Source organism: Stenotrophomonas sp. Bg11-02 (assembly GCF_002836635.1).
Lineage (GTDB): Bacteria > Pseudomonadota > Gammaproteobacteria > Xanthomonadales > Xanthomonadaceae > Stenotrophomonas > Stenotrophomonas lacuserhaii.
On sequence record NZ_PJAY01000052.1, the window covers coordinates 110,666 to 125,994 of the forward strand.

Sequence of the window (15,329 nt, forward strand, 5' to 3'; positions counted from 1 at the left end):
ATGCGCGGGTGGCGGCCACCGGAACCTGTCAGGGGGTCGGGCGGTGGGGCTGGGCGGGGGCGTTGAGCGCCATGGATGGCGCGAAACGAGGCCCGCAGGAGCGGCTTTTGCCGTCCCCCGACCAGCCTCACCGCCCGGCCCAGACCAAGGCTGCTGCTTTCAAGCCACCCGCGAGGGGGTCTCACCCGTTCGACCCACTACCCACGCGGCCGCCGCGACGGCACCAGCGCAAACGTATCCACCGCCAGCTTCTCGGCATGGTTCAGCCACGCCCGGATCTCCAGGTCATCCACCTCATGGTCCAGACCGAAGCTCAGATTGATGCGGCCACTGGCATCGGGCTGCACCCATTGCTGGGCCAGCACCACCTGCCGCTGCGATGACACCGCTTCGATCCAGAAACCGCGCTGCGGCTGCGTACTCGCCACCAGTTCCAGCATGTACTGGCCGGCGCGCGTGCGGCGGCCCTTGTCGGTGATCATGTGCGCCTGGCGCACGCTGGGGCGCGGACCCTCGAAGGCGTCCAGCGCGGCATCCACCTGCACGCCGCCGCGCAGTTCGTCATCGCGGTACAGCTTGATGCCGTTCTCGCGGTTGACCAGCAGCGCGCACCAGTCGCCATCGGCGGAACCGTCTTCAAAGGCGGTGCAGCGGTCCACGTAAGCCAGCGTGCTGTCCTTGTCGGCCTCGTCGAACTGGCGCGAGGTGTTCTCCAGGTAGACCGACTTCAGGGCCCAGTCCTTGTCGTACTCCAGCAGCACCGGCGGCTGCACGTGCTGCACACCGACCACCACCTGGTTTCCCTCGTCGATGCGCAGCTCGCGGGTGGGTTCGCCCAGCCACAGCGAACGGGCGAAGGCCAGGTATTTGGGGTAGTCGCGGCCGTTGTCCTTGCGCGCAGCCACGCTGGCGCTGGCCGGACGCTGAGGATCCAGCAGCGAGCGGCCGAAGCCGATGCGCTGGATCGAAGGGTCCAGCAGGCTCAGCAGGGTCGCGCCGCTGTCCAGCGTGGTGGCATCGTCCACCTGCAGCTGGCGCGGTTCAATGCCATTTCCCACGAACAGCAGAAGGTTCTCGCGCTCCTGCCTGGCCAGTACGTGGCTGAGGTCGTTGGGCATGGCCAAGTGATCGGACGACACCACGATCAACGTGTCCTTGCCATACGGGCTGGCCTGGATGCGCGCGACCAGCTGGGAGATCAGGCGATCGGTGCACTTGAGGGCATTGAGCAGGCCGATGTTGCCGTGCTCGCTCTCATAGCGCTCGTTGCGGCACGACACCGGCAGGTGGCCCGCAGGATGATGGGTGTCCATGGTCAGCGTGGTCAGCATGAACGGCTCTTTGCCACGCGAGAGCTGCTCGAAGCGGCGATACGCGGTGTCCAGCAGCACGTCGTCGTGCACGCCCCAGGCCGAGTAATGGATGCGACCGACCTTCTTCTGCTGCTTGAACCACGCCAGGTCATGCACTTCATCGAAACCGTGGCTGGCCAGGAACTGGCCCTTGCCGGCGAACTGCCCGTTGGCGCCACCGAGGTAATGATTGGTGTAACCCTGCTGCTTCAGGTAATCCCCCAGGCACACGGCCTTGGGCAGGAAGCTGCCCATGCGGTCCATGCTGTTCTCATCGCCCTGGGCGGTGGTCAGCGGCACGCCGCACATCGAGGAAACCAGCCCGGCGATGGTCCAGCCGCTGCCTTCCGGTGAATCCAGCCCGCGCACGTCGAGCGAACGCGCCGCCAGCTTGTTGAGGTTGGGCATCAGGCCGGGGAAGACCTTCTCGTCCAGATAAGTACGTTCCAGGCTTTCGCCGTAGATCCACACGATGTTGCGCGGACGCTGCAACGGCTGCGTGGGCACCTGGTACTCGGGCGCGATCCCGGCGAAATCGACCGGGCGCAGCTGGTAATACAGGCGCTGGCCATCGGCGAACAGCGGGCTGATGAATACCGCCAGCATCCACACACCGGCGAAGCCGACGAACGGTGCCCGGCCGTTGCCTGGGCGCTGCCAGCGCTTGATGCGCACCAGCGCCAACGGCAGCAGTGACACCAGCAGAAGCGCGATATAGCCGGCGATGACGCGCTTGAAATCGGAGACACCCGCGCCTTCCATATCGGCGCCGAGGTGGTACAACGTGGCCGCATTCAGGCCGTCGCCGGACAGCTGGTCGATCACCCACCAGCTGCTCAGTGCGACCAGCAGGACCGAAAGCAGGCCGGCCTTCCACCACAACCACTTGCTGGAAACCAGCAACAGCCAGGCAAGCACGAACAGCGTAAGCAACAGAATCCAGAGCATGGGCGTATTCGGCAGTGACGGAGGTGGTGATGGACGTCGTACCGACGCGTGTCCATCCGACCGGAACTGCCAAGCACATCTGCATGACAGCCCGATGACCGGATCATGCCTGCACGAACCTGACTGAAATGTTTGTTGAAAACGACGACAGCTGCGATGCCGTCAGCTTTGTGCAGCGTGCGTGAATGCGTAGTGTCGAGCTTGCTCGACACTACGATTACCGGTGGCCGCGCTCTTCGCGGGCGCGTGCGCGACGGTCGAACAACAGCGCACTGGTGATGATGCCCAGGCCCAGGAATACGCCGATCAGCATCAATATCATCGCGATGGCCGGATACCCGAACAGGTGCACGCCGTTGTCCACCTTCATCATCAACGCCGACGCCAGGATCAGCGCGGCAGTGACGATGCCGGCGGACACGCGGTTGGCGATCTTCTGCAGGTTTTCCATCAGCCGCGATTCTTCCAGCCCGGTCACCTTCATCTGCAGGCGGTTCTCGGCCAACAGCGCGAGGATGTCGGTCATCTTGCGCGGACCGACCCGCAGCAGTTCCTGCACTTCCATTGCTTCGCTGGCCAGGTTGGCCGCCGACAGCGATTTCTTCAGGCGCGCGCGCATCACATGCTGCAGCTGCTTTTCCACGATGCGCCGCGTATCCAGCGTCGGCGACAACAGCCGGCACACGGTTTCCAGGTTCAACAGCGCCTTGCCGATCAGGCTCAGCTCCGGCGGCGTGCGCAGGCCGCTGGCGGTGGCGATGCGCACCATGTCCAGCACCACGCGGCCTTCGGAATAATGGTTGCTGGCGGCGTAGCGGGCGATCATCTGCCCGGTCTCGCGCAGGTAACGTTCTTCTTCGAACGATTCCAGCCGCGTGCTGATGGCGATGATCTCATCGGCCACTTCCTCACCGCGTCCGTCCACGGCGGCAAACAGCACCTTCAGCAGGCGCTCGCGCAGCCGCGGTGGCATGTGCGCGACCATGCCGAGGTCGAAGATCGCCAGGCGGCCGTCATTGGTCACCCGCAGGTTGCCCGGATGCGGATCGGCATGGATTTCGCCGTGCACGAAGATCTGGTCCAGGTAACCGCGGATCAGCGCGGCCGCCAGCGGATCCATCGATTGTTCGGTGCGGCGGATGTCCGGGATCATGTCCACGCGCACGCCGTCGGCCAGCTGCATGGTCAGCACGCGATGGCTGCAGTAGTCCCACACCGGCTGCGGTACCCACAGCGGCTTGAAGGGGCGCAGGTGCTGGCCGAAGCGCTGCAGGTTCTCCGCTTCGGCCTGGTAGTCCAGCTCCTGCATCAGGGTCTTGGCGAACTCGTTGAGCCAGTCGCGCAGGCGCACGCGGCGGCCGACCTGGGTCAAGTGATCGGCGGCCAGCGCGAAGCTGCGCAGCGCTTCCAGGTCCGAACGCAGCTGCGCGGCAACCTCCGGCTTCTGCACTTTCACCGCCACTTCGCGGCCATCGCGCAGGGTAGCGCGGTGGACCTGGGCGATCGATGCACAGCCCAGCGGCACCGGATCGAAGCTGGCGAACAGGGTGGACACCGTGGCGCCCAGCTCCTTTTCGATGATGGTGTGGATGCGTTCGACCGGGATCGGCGCGACGCTTTCCTGCATCCGTTCCAGCGCCGTGGCGAACTCCACCGGCACCATGTCCGGACGGGTGGACAGCATCTGGCCCAGCTTGACGAAGGTCGGGCCGAGCGATTCCAGATCGGTGACGAACTGCTCCGGGTTGCCGTCCGGCGGCACGTCGGGGGCGCCAGCGGCTTCCAGGTTCATTCCGGAAAAAACGCCGGAATTGCGATAGCGCATCAGCAGGCGGAGGATCTGGCTGCGACGGTTCATGCCGGTGATCAGGGGCGGGTTGGCGGGCGCGGCAGACGGGTTGTTCAAGCAGGACTCCGCGACGGTACGGGAGGCCCAGTGTGGCTGCGCCCAGGTGGTGGAGTGGTGAATCCGGACGCCGTCTTTCAGGATTCACGCCTTTTCGGTCAGAATCCAGCCTCGACCTCCCTTCCAACATGGACCTTTCATGGCCGGCGCCAGCCTGTTCACCCTGCTCGATGACATCGCCACCCTGCTGGACGATGTGGCGGTCCTGACCAAGGTCGCGGCAAAGAAGACCGCCGGCGTGCTGGGCGATGACCTGGCGCTCAACGCGCAGCAGGTCACCGGCATGAGCGCCAACCGCGAACTGCCGGTGATCTGGGCGGTGGCCAAGGGGTCGCTGGTCAACAAGGTCATCCTGGTGCCGGCGGCGCTGGCGATCAGTGCGCTGGAGGCCTGGCTGAAGTCGCGCGGCTACAACGTGCCGCTGATCGTGCCGCTGATGATGCTGGGCGGTGCCTTCCTTTGCTACGAAGGCGTGGAGAAGCTGGCTCATCGCTTCCTGCATCCGGCCGAAGAAGATGAGGCCAAGCAGGCGGAGCGGCGCCAGGCGCTGGCCGATGAGCAGGTGGACATGGTCGCCTTCGAGAAGGACAAGATCAAAGGCGCGATCCGCACCGATTTCATCCTGTCGGCCGAGGTGATCGTGCTGACCCTGGGCGTGGTGGTCACCTCCGGCGCGGCATTCACCCAGCAGCTGCTGACCCTGAGCGTGGTGGCCGTGGCGATGACCGTCTTCGTCTACGGGCTGGTGGCCGGCATCGTCAAGATCGATGACGCCGGGCTGTATCTGGCCAGGAAGGGCGGCGCGGTAGCGGCCTTCGGGCGCGGCATGGTCGCCAGTGCGCCATGGTTGATGAAGTTCCTGTCCATTGCCGGCACTGCCGCGATGTTCCTGGTTGGTGGCGGCATCCTGGTGCACAACGTGCCGGCGCTGCACCACTGGGTGCTGGAGCATGGTGGTGAAGGGCAGTGGGCGTGGCTGGTCAACGCGCTGGCGAACGTGGGCGTGGGCGTGGTGATCGGTGCGCTGGTGCTGGGCGCGGTGATGCTGGTGCAGAAGCTGCGCGGCAAGCCGGCGCATTGACGGACAGGTGGCCTTGGTGGTGACGGCCGTTGGTCGTCACGCTTCTGAGGATCGAAGGCTGTGACGACCAACGGTCGTCACCCACCGAGAAGGGTCGTCACCCACCGGGAGCGGTCGTCACCCACCGAGAGCAGTCGTCACCCACCCGGAGCGGTCGTCACTACCGGGCGGTCATTACCTTCAGCCGGCCTGCACGCGGTTGCGGCCCAGCCGCTTGGCTGCGTACAACGCTTCGTCGGCGCGTCGCAGCAGCGACTCTGCGGTATCGCCGGCGCTCCACTGCGCCAGCCCGGCGCTGAAATGCACCGGAACGCGCTGGTCCTGCACGTTCAACACGCGCTGGGCGAATGAACGCTGCAGGCGCTGCAGGGTCGACATGCTGTCTGCACCGGGGGTATCGGGCATGACCAGCACGAACTCGTCGCCCCCGAGCCGCGCCACGTTGTCGCTGGCACGCAGCAGCAGTTGGCAGACACTGACGAAATGCTTGAGCACGGCGTCGCCGCCGGCGTGGCCGAACTGCGAATTGGTCTGGCTGAACTCGTCCAGATCGATCACCGCGACCGCCAGCGCGGTGCCGGCCCGGCCCGAACGTGCCAGTTCGGACTGCAACAGCTCGTCCAGTCCGCGGCGGTTGAGCGCGCCGGTCAGCGGGTCGGTACGGACCAGGTCGGTCACCTCGCGCAGGTCCTGTTCCAGCTGGGCGATGCGCTGTTCGGCCACTTCCACTTCCAGCCGTGCGTTGGCCAGGTGGTCGCGTGCCTGCGCAGCCTGCTGCTGCACCCGGCCGGTGTCCTGCAGCACGCCCTGCAGCAGCTGGTTGAGGTCGGCGATGCTGCGTGCTTCACGCAGTGCCAGGGCGTAGCTGCTGATGCGGTCGTGGTACTCGCCGGTGCTGTTGGCCATGCCGTCCAGCTGTTGCACGAAGTCGCCCATCAGCCCGCGCATGGCGGCCTTGGATTCGCTGATGCTCTGCTTGAGCAGGCCCTGCTTGTAGATCACCTGGCGCAGTTCACTGCGGGTCCGTTCAACCGCCGCGGTGTCCAGCGGACCGGACAACAACTGGCGCACCGCGTCGATCTGTCCGTGCAGCCAAGCCCCGTCATCGAGCAGTTCGCTGATGTTTTCCAGCAGCAGGTCGAACAGGCCCAGCAGCAGCTCGTCGCGCTCCTGCCAGGCCTCGCTGCGCACGCCGATCTGGTGGCCCAGTTCGCGCTGGCCCTGTTCCAGCGCGTCCAGCGGCTGGCCGGGCTGCCATTGCTTCCAGGCGGCGGCCTGCGCCACGGCCTGTTCGCGCAGCTGCGGATCGTGCTGCAGCAGGCCGGCCACGGTGATGCCCAGCACCTGGCGCAGCTGTTCGCGCAGGCGATCGCCGTCGGGCGGCGCATCGGGGGCATGCAGTTCGATGGTGCGGATGTATTTGTCGATCAGCTGGCGCATCGCGCGGCCGTAGCGTGGCCAGTCCGCATCGGCCTGCGCCGACTGCAGGCGGTCGCCCATGTCGCCGAGCTCGCCGGGCAGGGTCGCCATGCCATCGGCAAAGGCCGCCAGCAGGGATTCGGGGTGTGAGGCGTGCGCGAACAGCTGCTGCAGGCTGAGTCCGTTGCCACCGCGGGTCACCGCGCGGGGACCGTCGCCGCCGACGGCGGCCGCACGGACCAGCGCCAGCGGTCCAGGCTGGGTGCCGGGGGCGGGGCGGGAGTCACGGCGGTCCGTCATGCAGGAGTGTCCGGGGGAGGCAAAGGCTGGTGACAGCATATCGGCGCGGCCGTCGTTGGCTTTATACCCGTCCAGCGTTCACGATGGGGAAAATCAGCCAGGGGAGAAGGCGATGCGGGTAATGCTGTTGGGCGCGAGCGGACTCGTAGGGAGCCAGGCACTGACGTTGTTGCTGGACGATCCGCGCTGCACGGGGTTGGTTGCGCCGAGCCGGCGGCCGCTGCAGGCGACCGCGTCCAAGCTGGACAATCCGGTGCTGGATTTCGAGCACCTGCCCGGCACCGCGCCGTGGTGGGCGGTGGATGCGGTGATCTGCGCGCTGGGCAGCACGATGGCCCAGGCCGGCAGCCGCGAGGCCTTCAAGCGCATCGACCACGATTACCCGTTGACCTTCGCCGGCCAGGCCCTTGCGCATGGTGCCGGCACCTTCGTACTGAACTCCGCGGCGGGCGCGGATGCGGGATCGCGGATCTTCTACAACCGCGTGAAGGGGGCGCTGGAACAGGAGCTGCGCGGGCTGGATTTCGATTCGTTGACGCTGGTGCGGCCCGGGCTGATCGGTGGCCAGCGTGCGCACAAACGCACCGGTGAACAGCTGGCGCTGCGGGTGCTGGGCGTGCTGGGTCCGCTGTTGCCGCGCGGCTGGCGGATCAATCCGGCGGCGAACATCGCGGCCGCGCTGGTGGATGCCGCATTGGCACCGCGCCCCGGCGAACACGTGGTCAGCGCCGCTGAGCTGGCCTGAGCACGTGTGGGTGACGACCGTTGGTCGTCACCGTGTCGGCCGGGCTGTGACGACCAACGGTCGTCACCCACAACGGCCGTCATTACCGCATCAGTTGGCCAGCGCCAGGTCGTCCATCATCGCGCGCAGGAAGCGGGCGGCTTCGCCGCCGGTGGCCACGCGGTGGTCGAAAGTGACCGACAGCGGGATCACCTTGTGCGATTCCACGCCGCCCATTACCGGAGTCATCTGGTAGCGGGCACGCCCGGCACCGACGATGGCTACGCACGGCGGCACCACCACCGGGGTGGCGTAGCGGCCGGCGAACATGCCGAAGTTGGACAGCGAGATCGTGTAGCCACTCAGTTCCGAGGCGGCGATCGAACGGGCTTCGACCTGCTCACGCAGGCGGTTGACGCCTTCGCGGATTCCGCGCGCATCGAGCATGTCGGCGTTGCGCAGGGCCGGCACGAACAGGCCCTCCTCGGTATCCACCGCGATGCCCACGTCCACATGCGCGTGCAGGGTGCGGGTCAGCGCTTCGCCGTCGAACCAGGCGTTCATCGCCGGGACCTTCTGGCAGGCGACCACGATCGCGCGCACCAGGCGGGCGGTGACATCGTTGCCCGGCAGCCACGCATGCAGGTCGGCATCGTCGTTCAGCGTGGTCGGCACGACCTTGCTGTGCGCATCGGCCATCACCCGCGCCATGTTGCGACGTACGCCCTTCAGCTGCTCCGGCTGGCCCTTGGCGGACACGCCCGGCGGCTGTGTGCGCATCGGCTTGCCGGCGGCCGACATCGGCGCGCGCGGGCTTTCCACGCGTGCCGGTGCCGGTGCGGACACCTGCGCGGCCTGCGGCGCCGCCGCTGCAGTCGGCGTAGCGCCGAGCTTGGCAGTGCCATCGGCGGCGGCCTGCTTGACGTCGGCCATGGTCACCGCGCCATCGGTACCGCTGGCACGCACGCGCGACAGGTCCACGCCCAGCTTGCGCGCCATCGCACGCACCGCCGGCACGGCCTTGACGCCGCCGACAGCGACCGCTTGTTCGGCGTGCACGGTGTTGGAGCTCTGCATCGCGCCGACCACGGTGCCGGCGTCATCGCGCTCGCCGGCGTCCTTGATCTCGCCGCCTTCATCGGAGGCCACCACGGCATCGGCCTGGGCCGGCGCCGGCTGCCCGGTGCTCGGCGTCGCCGCCGGTGCGGCGTGGCCGTGGCTGTGGCCGGTGTCCTGGCCGTCCGCCCGCTGCGGCAGGTTCGGATCCAGTTCGAAACTGGCCAGCACCGCGCCGGTCGGGATGATGTCACCGGCCGCGCCGGACAGCTTCAGTATCCTGCCGGACACCGGCGAAGGCACTTCCACTACGGCCTTGGCCGTCTCCATCGATACCAGCGGCTCATCCAGGCGGATGGTGTCGCCTTCCTTGACGAACCATTCCACGATGGTGGCGTCCGGCAGGCCTTCGCCCAGGTCGGGCAGGTTGAAATTCTTGGTCTGGCTCATGTGCAGTTCTCTTCCAGCAGTTCCAGTTCGTGGGCCGGCAGCCAGCCCGTCGCGCCATTCGCGCGCTCGGACCACCACCAGCCCCCATGTTCATGATGCAGCCGTACCATCTCGCCGTTTTCCACGTCCAGCTCGCGGGCGTCATAGTCACGCAGGGCTTCTGCGTGGCCATCGTCCAGCAGCTGCAGCCAGGCGACCGGCGCCCAGCCTGCGCCACCTTCGCGGGTTCGCACCCAGGCGAATGCCGGCCATTCCTCGTCGCGCACACCGACCTCGACGATCTGGCCGGTGCGCAACCGGAGCGGGTTGGGGTACTGGCTGCGGTACGGGCCGAGAAGACGGGCCCGCATGTCAGCCTGCCGCAACGGCGCGCTTGGCCGCCGCCACGATCCGCTCCACGCTGGGCAGGTACTTCATTTCCAGGCGGAACAACGGAATGTGGGTGTCATAGCCGGTGACCCGCTCGACCGGTGCCAGCAGGTCGTACAGCGATTCCTCGGCCAGCCGCGCGGCGATCTCCGCGCCGAAGCCCGCGGTCTTCGGGGCCTCCTGCACGATCACGCAGCGGCCGGTCTTGGCCACCGATTCGGCGATGGTGGCGAAGTCCAGCGGGCGCAGCGTGGCCACGTCGATGACTTCGGCACTGATGCCTTCGCCGGCCAGCTTGTCGGCTGCTTCCAGTGCTTCCTTCACCTGTGCGCCCCAGGTCACCAGGGTCACGTCGGTGCCGTCGCGCAGCACGAAGCAGACGTCCAGCGGCAGCGCTTCGCCATCGTTGGCCACCACTTCCTTGTACTGCCGGTAGATGCGCTTGGGCTCCATGTAGATGACCGGATCCGGTTCGCGGATCGCCGCCAGCAGCAGGCCGTAGGCGCGCTGCGGCGAGGACGGCAGCACCACGCGCAGGCCGGGCACGTTGGTGAAGATCGATTCGTTGGCTTCGCTGTGGTGTTCCGGGGCCCGGATGCCACCGCCCCACGGCACGCGCAGCACCATCGGGCAGTGCAGGCGGCCACGGGTACGGGTACGCAGGCGCGCGGCATGGCAGATGATGTGGTCGACCATCGGATACATGAAGCCGTCGAACTGGGCTTCTGCGATCGGCTTCATGCCCTGCGCGGCCAGGCCGATGGTCAGGCCGGCGATGGTGGTTTCATCCAGCGGAGTATCGAGGATGCGGTTGGCGCCGAAGCGCTGCTGCAGGCCGGCGGTGGCGCGGAACACGCCGCCGTTTACGCCCACGTCCTCGCCCAGCACCAGCACGGATTTGTCGTGCTCAAGCTCCCAGGCCAGCGCCTGGGTGATGGCTTCGATCAGGGTGATGGGGGTGCTGGTCATGACCGTGTCTCCACCGGCGACAGCGGCGCTGTCGGCGGCATTGGTGCGGGAAGCAGGAACGCCGTGCTTGATGTCATCCATGACGCTGCTCCAGGGCAATGGCGGCAGCGCGCTGGGCCAGCAGGTCCGGTGGCGGATCGGCATACAGGAAATCAAACATCGCTTCGACCGGCTGCACCGGGGTGTTGAGGTACTGGTTCACGTCCTCGTCCACGCGCGCGCCGCACTGCTCGATCCAGGCCTTTTCTTCGGCTTCGCTCCACACGCCCTGGTCGGTCAGGTATCTGCGCAGGCGCAGCATCGGCTCCAGCAGCCAGGCATCCTTCACTTCGGCATCGTCGCGGTAGCGGCGCGCGTCGTCGGCGGTGGTGTGGTCGGACAGGCGGTAGGTCATCAGTTCCAGCACCGTGCCGCCGTTGCCGGACAGGCCCCGCTCGCGCGCCTGTTCCATCGCCGCCAGCACTGCGATCAGGTCGTTGCCATCCACCTGCAGGCAGTGCAGGCCACCGGCCAGGCCCTTCTGCGCCAGCGTTTCGGCACCGGTCTGGGCCGAACGGGGCACTGAAATGGCCCAGCCGTTGTTGACGATGCACAGGATCAGCGGCAGCTTGTAGGCGCCGGCCGAATTCAGTGCCGCGTAGAAGTCGGTCTTGGAACTGCCACCGTCACCGCACACCGCCACGGCGATCTGCTTCTCCGCGTTGAGCTTGAACTTCAGCGCCGCACCGGCCGCGTGCAGGCACTGGGTGGAAATCGGCACGCAGAACGGGAAGTCCTTGGCCGCATTGCCGCCGTAGTCGTTGCCGCGCTCGTCGCCGCCCCAGTACATCAGCACGTCGTAGGGGCGCACGCCGCGCATGAACATGGCGCCGTATTCACGGTAGCTCGGCGCGAACACATCGCCGGGATGCATGGCTGCACCGATGCCGACATGCGCCGCTTCGTGGCCCAGGCAGGCGGCATAGGTGCCGAGCTTGCCGGTGCGCTGCAGGGCGATGGACTTGCTGTCGAAGACGCGCACGTAGAGCATCTGCTTGAACAGCGGGACCAGCACCTTGGGATCCCGCAGCGAAGCGGGCAGGTCATCGCGGACGAGCTTGCCGTCTGCGTTGAGGTACTGGAGGTATTCGATCTTGAACTCAGCGGCAACTGTCATTGCGGACTGCACCTTCGACAGGAAGTTACAAATGATATGAATCGCCATGTTAAGGACGGCGTATGAAAAAGCTGTCCTGCGGCGCAGCAAGGGTTTCCCCGGCGAGGGTCCTGCCGGCGGGTAGGCGGCCCGTGACAGCAACGTATTCAGCCGTTGCTGCAGAGCACCAGAATACGCCCGTGAGGGCGGGGATGGGACCCTCCGGAAGCGGTTCCACGCGCCGGGATGCGGGTTTGTGCGTTCCACGGGCCCTGTGACGACCAACGGTCGTCACCCACCGAAGCCAGCGGCCCACGGTCCTCACCCCCCGCACCGGCGATCCGCGGTCGGCCTGCTACGCTTTCTCTTTTCAGCCGGTCCCGCCCCATGTCCGTCGACAACAACCAACGTGATCTCGAAGCCGGCATCCTGACCGACCTGCAGGACCGGCTGACCTATGGCGGCTACCTGCGGCTGGACCAGCTGCTCGCCGCGCAGCAGCCGCTTTCCAGCCCGCCGCACCACGACGAGATGCTGTTCATCATCCAGCACCAGACCTCCGAGCTGTGGCTGAAGCTGCTGGCGCACGAGCTGGGCGCGGCGATCGGCTTCCTGCAGCGTGACCAGGTCTGGCAGTGCCAGAAGGTGCTGGCGCGCAGCAAGCTGGTGCTGCGCCAGCTGACCGAGCAATGGTCGGTGCTGGAGACGCTGACGCCGTCCGAGTACATGGGCTTCCGTGATGTGCTGGGCCCTTCCTCGGGCTTCCAGTCGCTGCAGTACCGCTACATCGAGTTCCTGCTGGGCAACAAGAACGCGCAGATGCTCAAGGTGTTCGAACACGACGAAGCGGGCCAGCAGCGGCTGCGCCAGGCACTCCAGGCGCCGAGCCTGTACGAGGAGTTCCTGCAGTACCTGTCGCGCTTCGGCCACGACATCCCGGCGCAGTACCTGGACCGCGACTGGTCACTGCCGCACGTGGCCGACGATGCGCTGCACCCGGTGTTCGAGCGCATCTACCAGGACACCGACCGCTACTGGCGCGAGTACGCGCTGTGCGAGGACCTGGTCGATCTGGAGACGGCCTTCCAGCTGTGGCGGTTCCGCCACATGCGCACCGTGATGCGGGTGATCGGCTTCAAGCGCGGCACCGGCGGTTCGTCCGGGGTGGGCTTCTTGGCCAAGGCGCTGGAGCTGACCTTCTTCCCCGAACTGTTCCAGGTGCGGACCACGCTGGAAGGTTGAGCCGCCGGCGTCCCCCATTCAGATTGTTGCAGATGCAAGTTCCGCGACCGGGCGGTGACCTGCTTCGATCGGTGTGTATTTGACGTGAACGCCAGAAGTCGGTGATCCTCGCGCGTTAGCTCGGCACAGCGGACGTGCCTGTCATCCACCGAACCAGGAATCCCGCATGAGCCTGAACGCCACTGCGAATACCCCCGAACCGGCCGTGCCGGAATTCAAGACACTGCTCGGCCACCCACGCCCTCTGTGGATGCTGTTCATGGCCGAGTTCTGGGAGCGCTTTGCGTTCTACGGCATCCGCTGGGCGATGGTGCTGTACATCGTGGCCCAGTTCCACGGCGGCGACGCTACCGGTGAACGACCGGCCAGCGAGTTGTACGGCGCCTACCTGGCACTGGTGTATGCCGGTGCGATCTTCGGCGGCTACGTGGCCGACAAGCTGATCGGCTTCCAGCGCTCGATCCTGCTGGGCGCGCTGTTCATGGCCGTGGGCCTGTTCATGCTGGCCTCGCCCACCGAACTCTTGTTCAAGCTTGGCCTGGCCACGATCATCGTGGGCAACGGGCTGTTCAAGCCGATCATCTCCACCCTGGTTGGCAAGCTGTACCTGCAGGGCGATGCACGCCGTGACTCCGGCTTCACCATCTTCTACATGGGCATCAACCTGGGTGCGATGATCGCCCCGGTGATCACCGGCTGGCTCGCGCGCGAGATCTTCGGCACCGATGCGATGCCGCATTACCAGGTGGTCTTCATCAGTGCCGGCGTCGGCATGCTGATCAGCCTGGTCTGGTTCTGGATGGGCCGGCAGCAGCTGAAGGGCATCGGTGCCCCGGCACCGGGCCAGGAAAGCAACGGCCGCGTCGGTCTGGTCGCCATCGTGGGCGCCATCGTCGGCGTGCCGCTGTTCTACTTCCTGCTGACCATCGACGCGCAGGCGCTGCAGTTGCTGCTGATGGCACTGTTCGTCGTGCCGGCGGTGATGCTGCTGGTGGAAGGCATCCGCACCGGTACCGTGGCCCGCGACAAGGTCATCGCGATGCTGGTGATCTTCATGTTCAACGTGCTGTTCTGGATGTTCTTCGAGCAGGCCGGCAGCTCCTTCACCTTCCTGGCCGACCGCATCGTCGATCGCCAGTTCGGTGACTGGACCTTCCCGCTGGAGTGGTTCCAGTCGGTCAATTCCATCGCCATCATCACCCTGGCCCCGCTGCTGGCCTGGATGTGGGTGAAGATGGGCCGCGCCAACCCCTCCATCCCGCGCAAATTCGGCCTCGGCCTGGTGTTCAACGGCCTGGCCTTCCTGCTGCTGATGGTCGCGCTGTCGAGCATGGTCGACGGGGCCGGCAAGATCCCGTTCTGGACGTTGTTCATGGTGTACGTCATCCAGTCCGTGGGTGAGCTGTGCCTGTCGCCGATCGGCCTGTCGATGACGACCAAGCTCGCTCCGGCGCGACTGGGCGGCATGGCGATGGGTTGCTGGTTCCTGTCCATTGCCATCGGCAACAACCTGGCGGGCATCTTCGCCGGACGGGTGAGCGGCGAAGGCGGCATGACCGTGCAATCGGCGCACGCCGGGTATACCTTTGGTTTCTACGCGTTGGTCGGATCGGGCGTGCTGCTGTTCCTGGTGGCGCCGTTGATCCAGAAGCTGATGCACGGCGTCAAGTAAGAGGAAGAGCGAATGCGCAAGACCGCAGGTTGGATGTCCATGGGGGTTCTGGCCGCTGCACTGGCAGCGTGCTCGCAACCCGGTCCCGATACCGCCAAGGCGCCTGCGCAACCGCTTGATACGCGTCCCACCGAGGCACCGGCCGCTGATCCCAGCGTGCCGGTGGCCTCCGGCAATACCCCGGCGGCCGCGGACATCGCGGCCATCGCGGCACTCAACGCCTCGTTCGATCCGGCCCGCGACCCGGCCGCGGACCTGGAAACGGCCAAAGTGGAGGCGCAGCGTGGCAACAAGCGCATCATCCTGGACGTGGGCGGTGAGTGGTGCCCGTGGTGCCACATCCTGGACAAATTCGTCGAAGGCGATGCCGAAGTGCGCCGCCTGCGTGACGCGAACTACGTGTGGATGAAGGTCAATTACAGCGAAGACAACGAGAACAAGGCGTTCCTGTCGCAGTTCCCGGAAGTGAAGGGCTACCCGCACCTGTTCGTGCTGGACGCCGAGGGAGGCCTGCTGCATTCGCAGTTCACCGGTGAGCTGGAGCAGGGCAAGAGCTACGACCGTGCGAAGTTCCTCGCCTTCATGAAGGAATGGGCGCCGCGCTGAGGCGCGATGCCAGGCCGCAGCGCTCAATTCCGCCGCGCTGCGGCCGCTAACGCCAAGGTACCGACGCCACGCTGACCGTGGCGCACGACCTGGAGCGTCC

General features: G+C 66.5%; 12 protein-coding genes. 5 read left to right on the forward strand and 7 right to left on the reverse strand.

Going from position 1 to position 15,329, the window contains the following annotated elements; all coding sequences use genetic code 11:
• Window positions 1-197: 197 nt before the first annotated feature.
• A complete protein-coding gene (locus CXG43_RS06895; RefSeq protein WP_101099288.1) occupies window positions 198-2,300 on the reverse strand; it encodes a phosphoglycerol transferase I in 2,103 nt (700 codons plus the stop codon).
• Between the two features lie 217 nt (window positions 2,301-2,517).
• Window positions 2,518-4,158, reverse strand: coding sequence for an AarF/UbiB family protein (locus CXG43_RS06900; protein WP_101099289.1), 1,641 nt, complete (start codon window positions 4,156-4,158; stop codon window positions 2,518-2,520).
• Window positions 4,159-4,345: 187 nt separating this feature from the next.
• On the opposite strand from CXG43_RS06900, the gene CXG43_RS06905 reads away from it, so the two are divergent.
• The gene (locus CXG43_RS06905; RefSeq protein ID WP_101099290.1) at window positions 4,346-5,287 is read left to right on the forward strand and encodes a DUF808 domain-containing protein; all 942 of its coding nucleotides are present in this window, start codon (window positions 4,346-4,348) and stop codon (window positions 5,285-5,287) included.
• A 180-nt stretch (window positions 5,288-5,467) separates the two neighbouring features.
• Here the strand turns inward: CXG43_RS06905 and CXG43_RS06910 are convergent, their stop codons facing one another.
• Window positions 5,468-7,006 carry a GGDEF domain-containing protein gene (locus CXG43_RS06910; protein ID WP_101099291.1) on the reverse strand — a complete coding sequence of 513 codons (1,539 nt, stop codon included), beginning with the start codon at window positions 7,004-7,006 and terminating at the stop codon, window positions 5,468-5,470.
• A gap of 112 nt (window positions 7,007-7,118) precedes the next feature.
• Between CXG43_RS06910 and CXG43_RS06915 the strand changes: the two genes are divergently transcribed.
• On the forward strand, window positions 7,119-7,751 hold the full coding sequence (locus tag CXG43_RS06915; protein WP_101099292.1) for an NAD-dependent dehydratase: 633 nt from the start codon (window positions 7,119-7,121) through the stop codon (window positions 7,749-7,751).
• 90 nt (window positions 7,752-7,841) lie between these two features.
• On the opposite strand, the gene CXG43_RS06920 is transcribed toward CXG43_RS06915, so the two are convergent.
• The 4 genes from CXG43_RS06920 to pdhA are packed head-to-tail and all read right to left on the reverse strand — an operon-like array spanning window position 7,842 to window position 11,730.
• Window positions 7,842-9,236: a dihydrolipoamide acetyltransferase family protein gene (locus CXG43_RS06920; protein ID WP_101099293.1), complete on the reverse strand. Its 1,395-nt coding sequence runs from the start codon at window positions 9,234-9,236 to the stop codon at window positions 7,842-7,844.
• Window positions 9,233-9,586, reverse strand: a complete 354-nt coding sequence (locus tag CXG43_RS06925) for an SH3 domain-containing protein (RefSeq protein WP_042615246.1) — start codon at window positions 9,584-9,586, stop codon at window positions 9,233-9,235. Before CXG43_RS06925 ends, CXG43_RS06920 begins: the two co-directional genes overlap by 4 nt.
• A gap of 1 nt (window position 9,587) precedes the next feature.
• Entirely contained in the window at window positions 9,588-10,655 is a 1,068-nt protein-coding gene (locus CXG43_RS06930; protein ID WP_101099354.1) for an alpha-ketoacid dehydrogenase subunit beta, read from the reverse strand.
• On the reverse strand, window positions 10,648-11,730 hold the full coding sequence (gene pdhA / locus CXG43_RS06935) for a pyruvate dehydrogenase (acetyl-transferring) E1 component subunit alpha (RefSeq protein ID WP_101099294.1): 1,083 nt from the start codon (window positions 11,728-11,730) through the stop codon (window positions 10,648-10,650). Before pdhA ends, CXG43_RS06930 begins: the two co-directional genes overlap by 8 nt.
• Before the next feature lie 366 nt (window positions 11,731-12,096).
• On the opposite strand from pdhA, the gene CXG43_RS06940 reads away from it, so the two are divergent.
• The 3 genes from CXG43_RS06940 (at window position 12,097) to CXG43_RS06950 (ending at window position 15,229) form a co-directional block, all read left to right on the forward strand.
• Window positions 12,097-12,951, forward strand: a complete 855-nt coding sequence (locus CXG43_RS06940; protein WP_101099295.1) for a tryptophan 2,3-dioxygenase family protein — start codon at window positions 12,097-12,099, stop codon at window positions 12,949-12,951.
• 166 nt (window positions 12,952-13,117) lie between these two features.
• Complete coding sequence (locus tag CXG43_RS06945) at window positions 13,118-14,623, forward strand: oligopeptide:H+ symporter (RefSeq protein ID WP_101099296.1); 1,506 nt, start codon at window positions 13,118-13,120, stop codon at window positions 14,621-14,623.
• 12 nt (window positions 14,624-14,635) lie between these two features.
• Window positions 14,636-15,229: a thioredoxin family protein gene (locus CXG43_RS06950; RefSeq protein ID WP_042615241.1), complete on the forward strand. Its 594-nt coding sequence runs from the start codon at window positions 14,636-14,638 to the stop codon at window positions 15,227-15,229.
• Window positions 15,230-15,329: the final 100 nt, after the last annotated feature.

Excerpts from the sequence above, each read along its gene's own strand:
- CXG43_RS06910 (WP_101099291.1), bottom strand. The coding sequence starts at position 7,006 with ATGACGGACCGCCGTGACTCCCGCCCCGCCCCCGGCACCCAGCCTGGA.
- CXG43_RS06920 (WP_101099293.1), bottom strand. The coding sequence starts at position 9,236 with ATGAGCCAGACCAAGAATTTCAACCTGCCCGACCTGGGCGAAGGCCTG.
- CXG43_RS06945 (WP_101099296.1), top strand. The coding sequence starts at position 13,118 with ATGAGCCTGAACGCCACTGCGAATACCCCCGAACCGGCCGTGCCGGAA.
- pdhA (WP_101099294.1), bottom strand. The coding sequence starts at position 11,730 with ATGACAGTTGCCGCTGAGTTCAAGATCGAATACCTCCAGTACCTCAAC.
- CXG43_RS06925 (WP_042615246.1), bottom strand. The coding sequence starts at position 9,586 with ATGCGGGCCCGTCTTCTCGGCCCGTACCGCAGCCAGTACCCCAACCCG.
- CXG43_RS06930 (WP_101099354.1), bottom strand. The coding sequence starts at position 10,655 with ATGGATGACATCAAGCACGGCGTTCCTGCTTCCCGCACCAATGCCGCC.
- CXG43_RS06895 (WP_101099288.1), bottom strand. The coding sequence starts at position 2,300 with ATGCTCTGGATTCTGTTGCTTACGCTGTTCGTGCTTGCCTGGCTGTTG.
- CXG43_RS06900 (WP_101099289.1), bottom strand. The coding sequence starts at position 4,158 with ATGAACCGTCGCAGCCAGATCCTCCGCCTGCTGATGCGCTATCGCAAT.
- CXG43_RS06950 (WP_042615241.1), top strand. The coding sequence starts at position 14,636 with ATGCGCAAGACCGCAGGTTGGATGTCCATGGGGGTTCTGGCCGCTGCA.
- CXG43_RS06905 (WP_101099290.1), top strand. The coding sequence starts at position 4,346 with ATGGCCGGCGCCAGCCTGTTCACCCTGCTCGATGACATCGCCACCCTG.
- CXG43_RS06915 (WP_101099292.1), top strand. The coding sequence starts at position 7,119 with ATGCGGGTAATGCTGTTGGGCGCGAGCGGACTCGTAGGGAGCCAGGCA.
- CXG43_RS06940 (WP_101099295.1), top strand. The coding sequence starts at position 12,097 with ATGTCCGTCGACAACAACCAACGTGATCTCGAAGCCGGCATCCTGACC.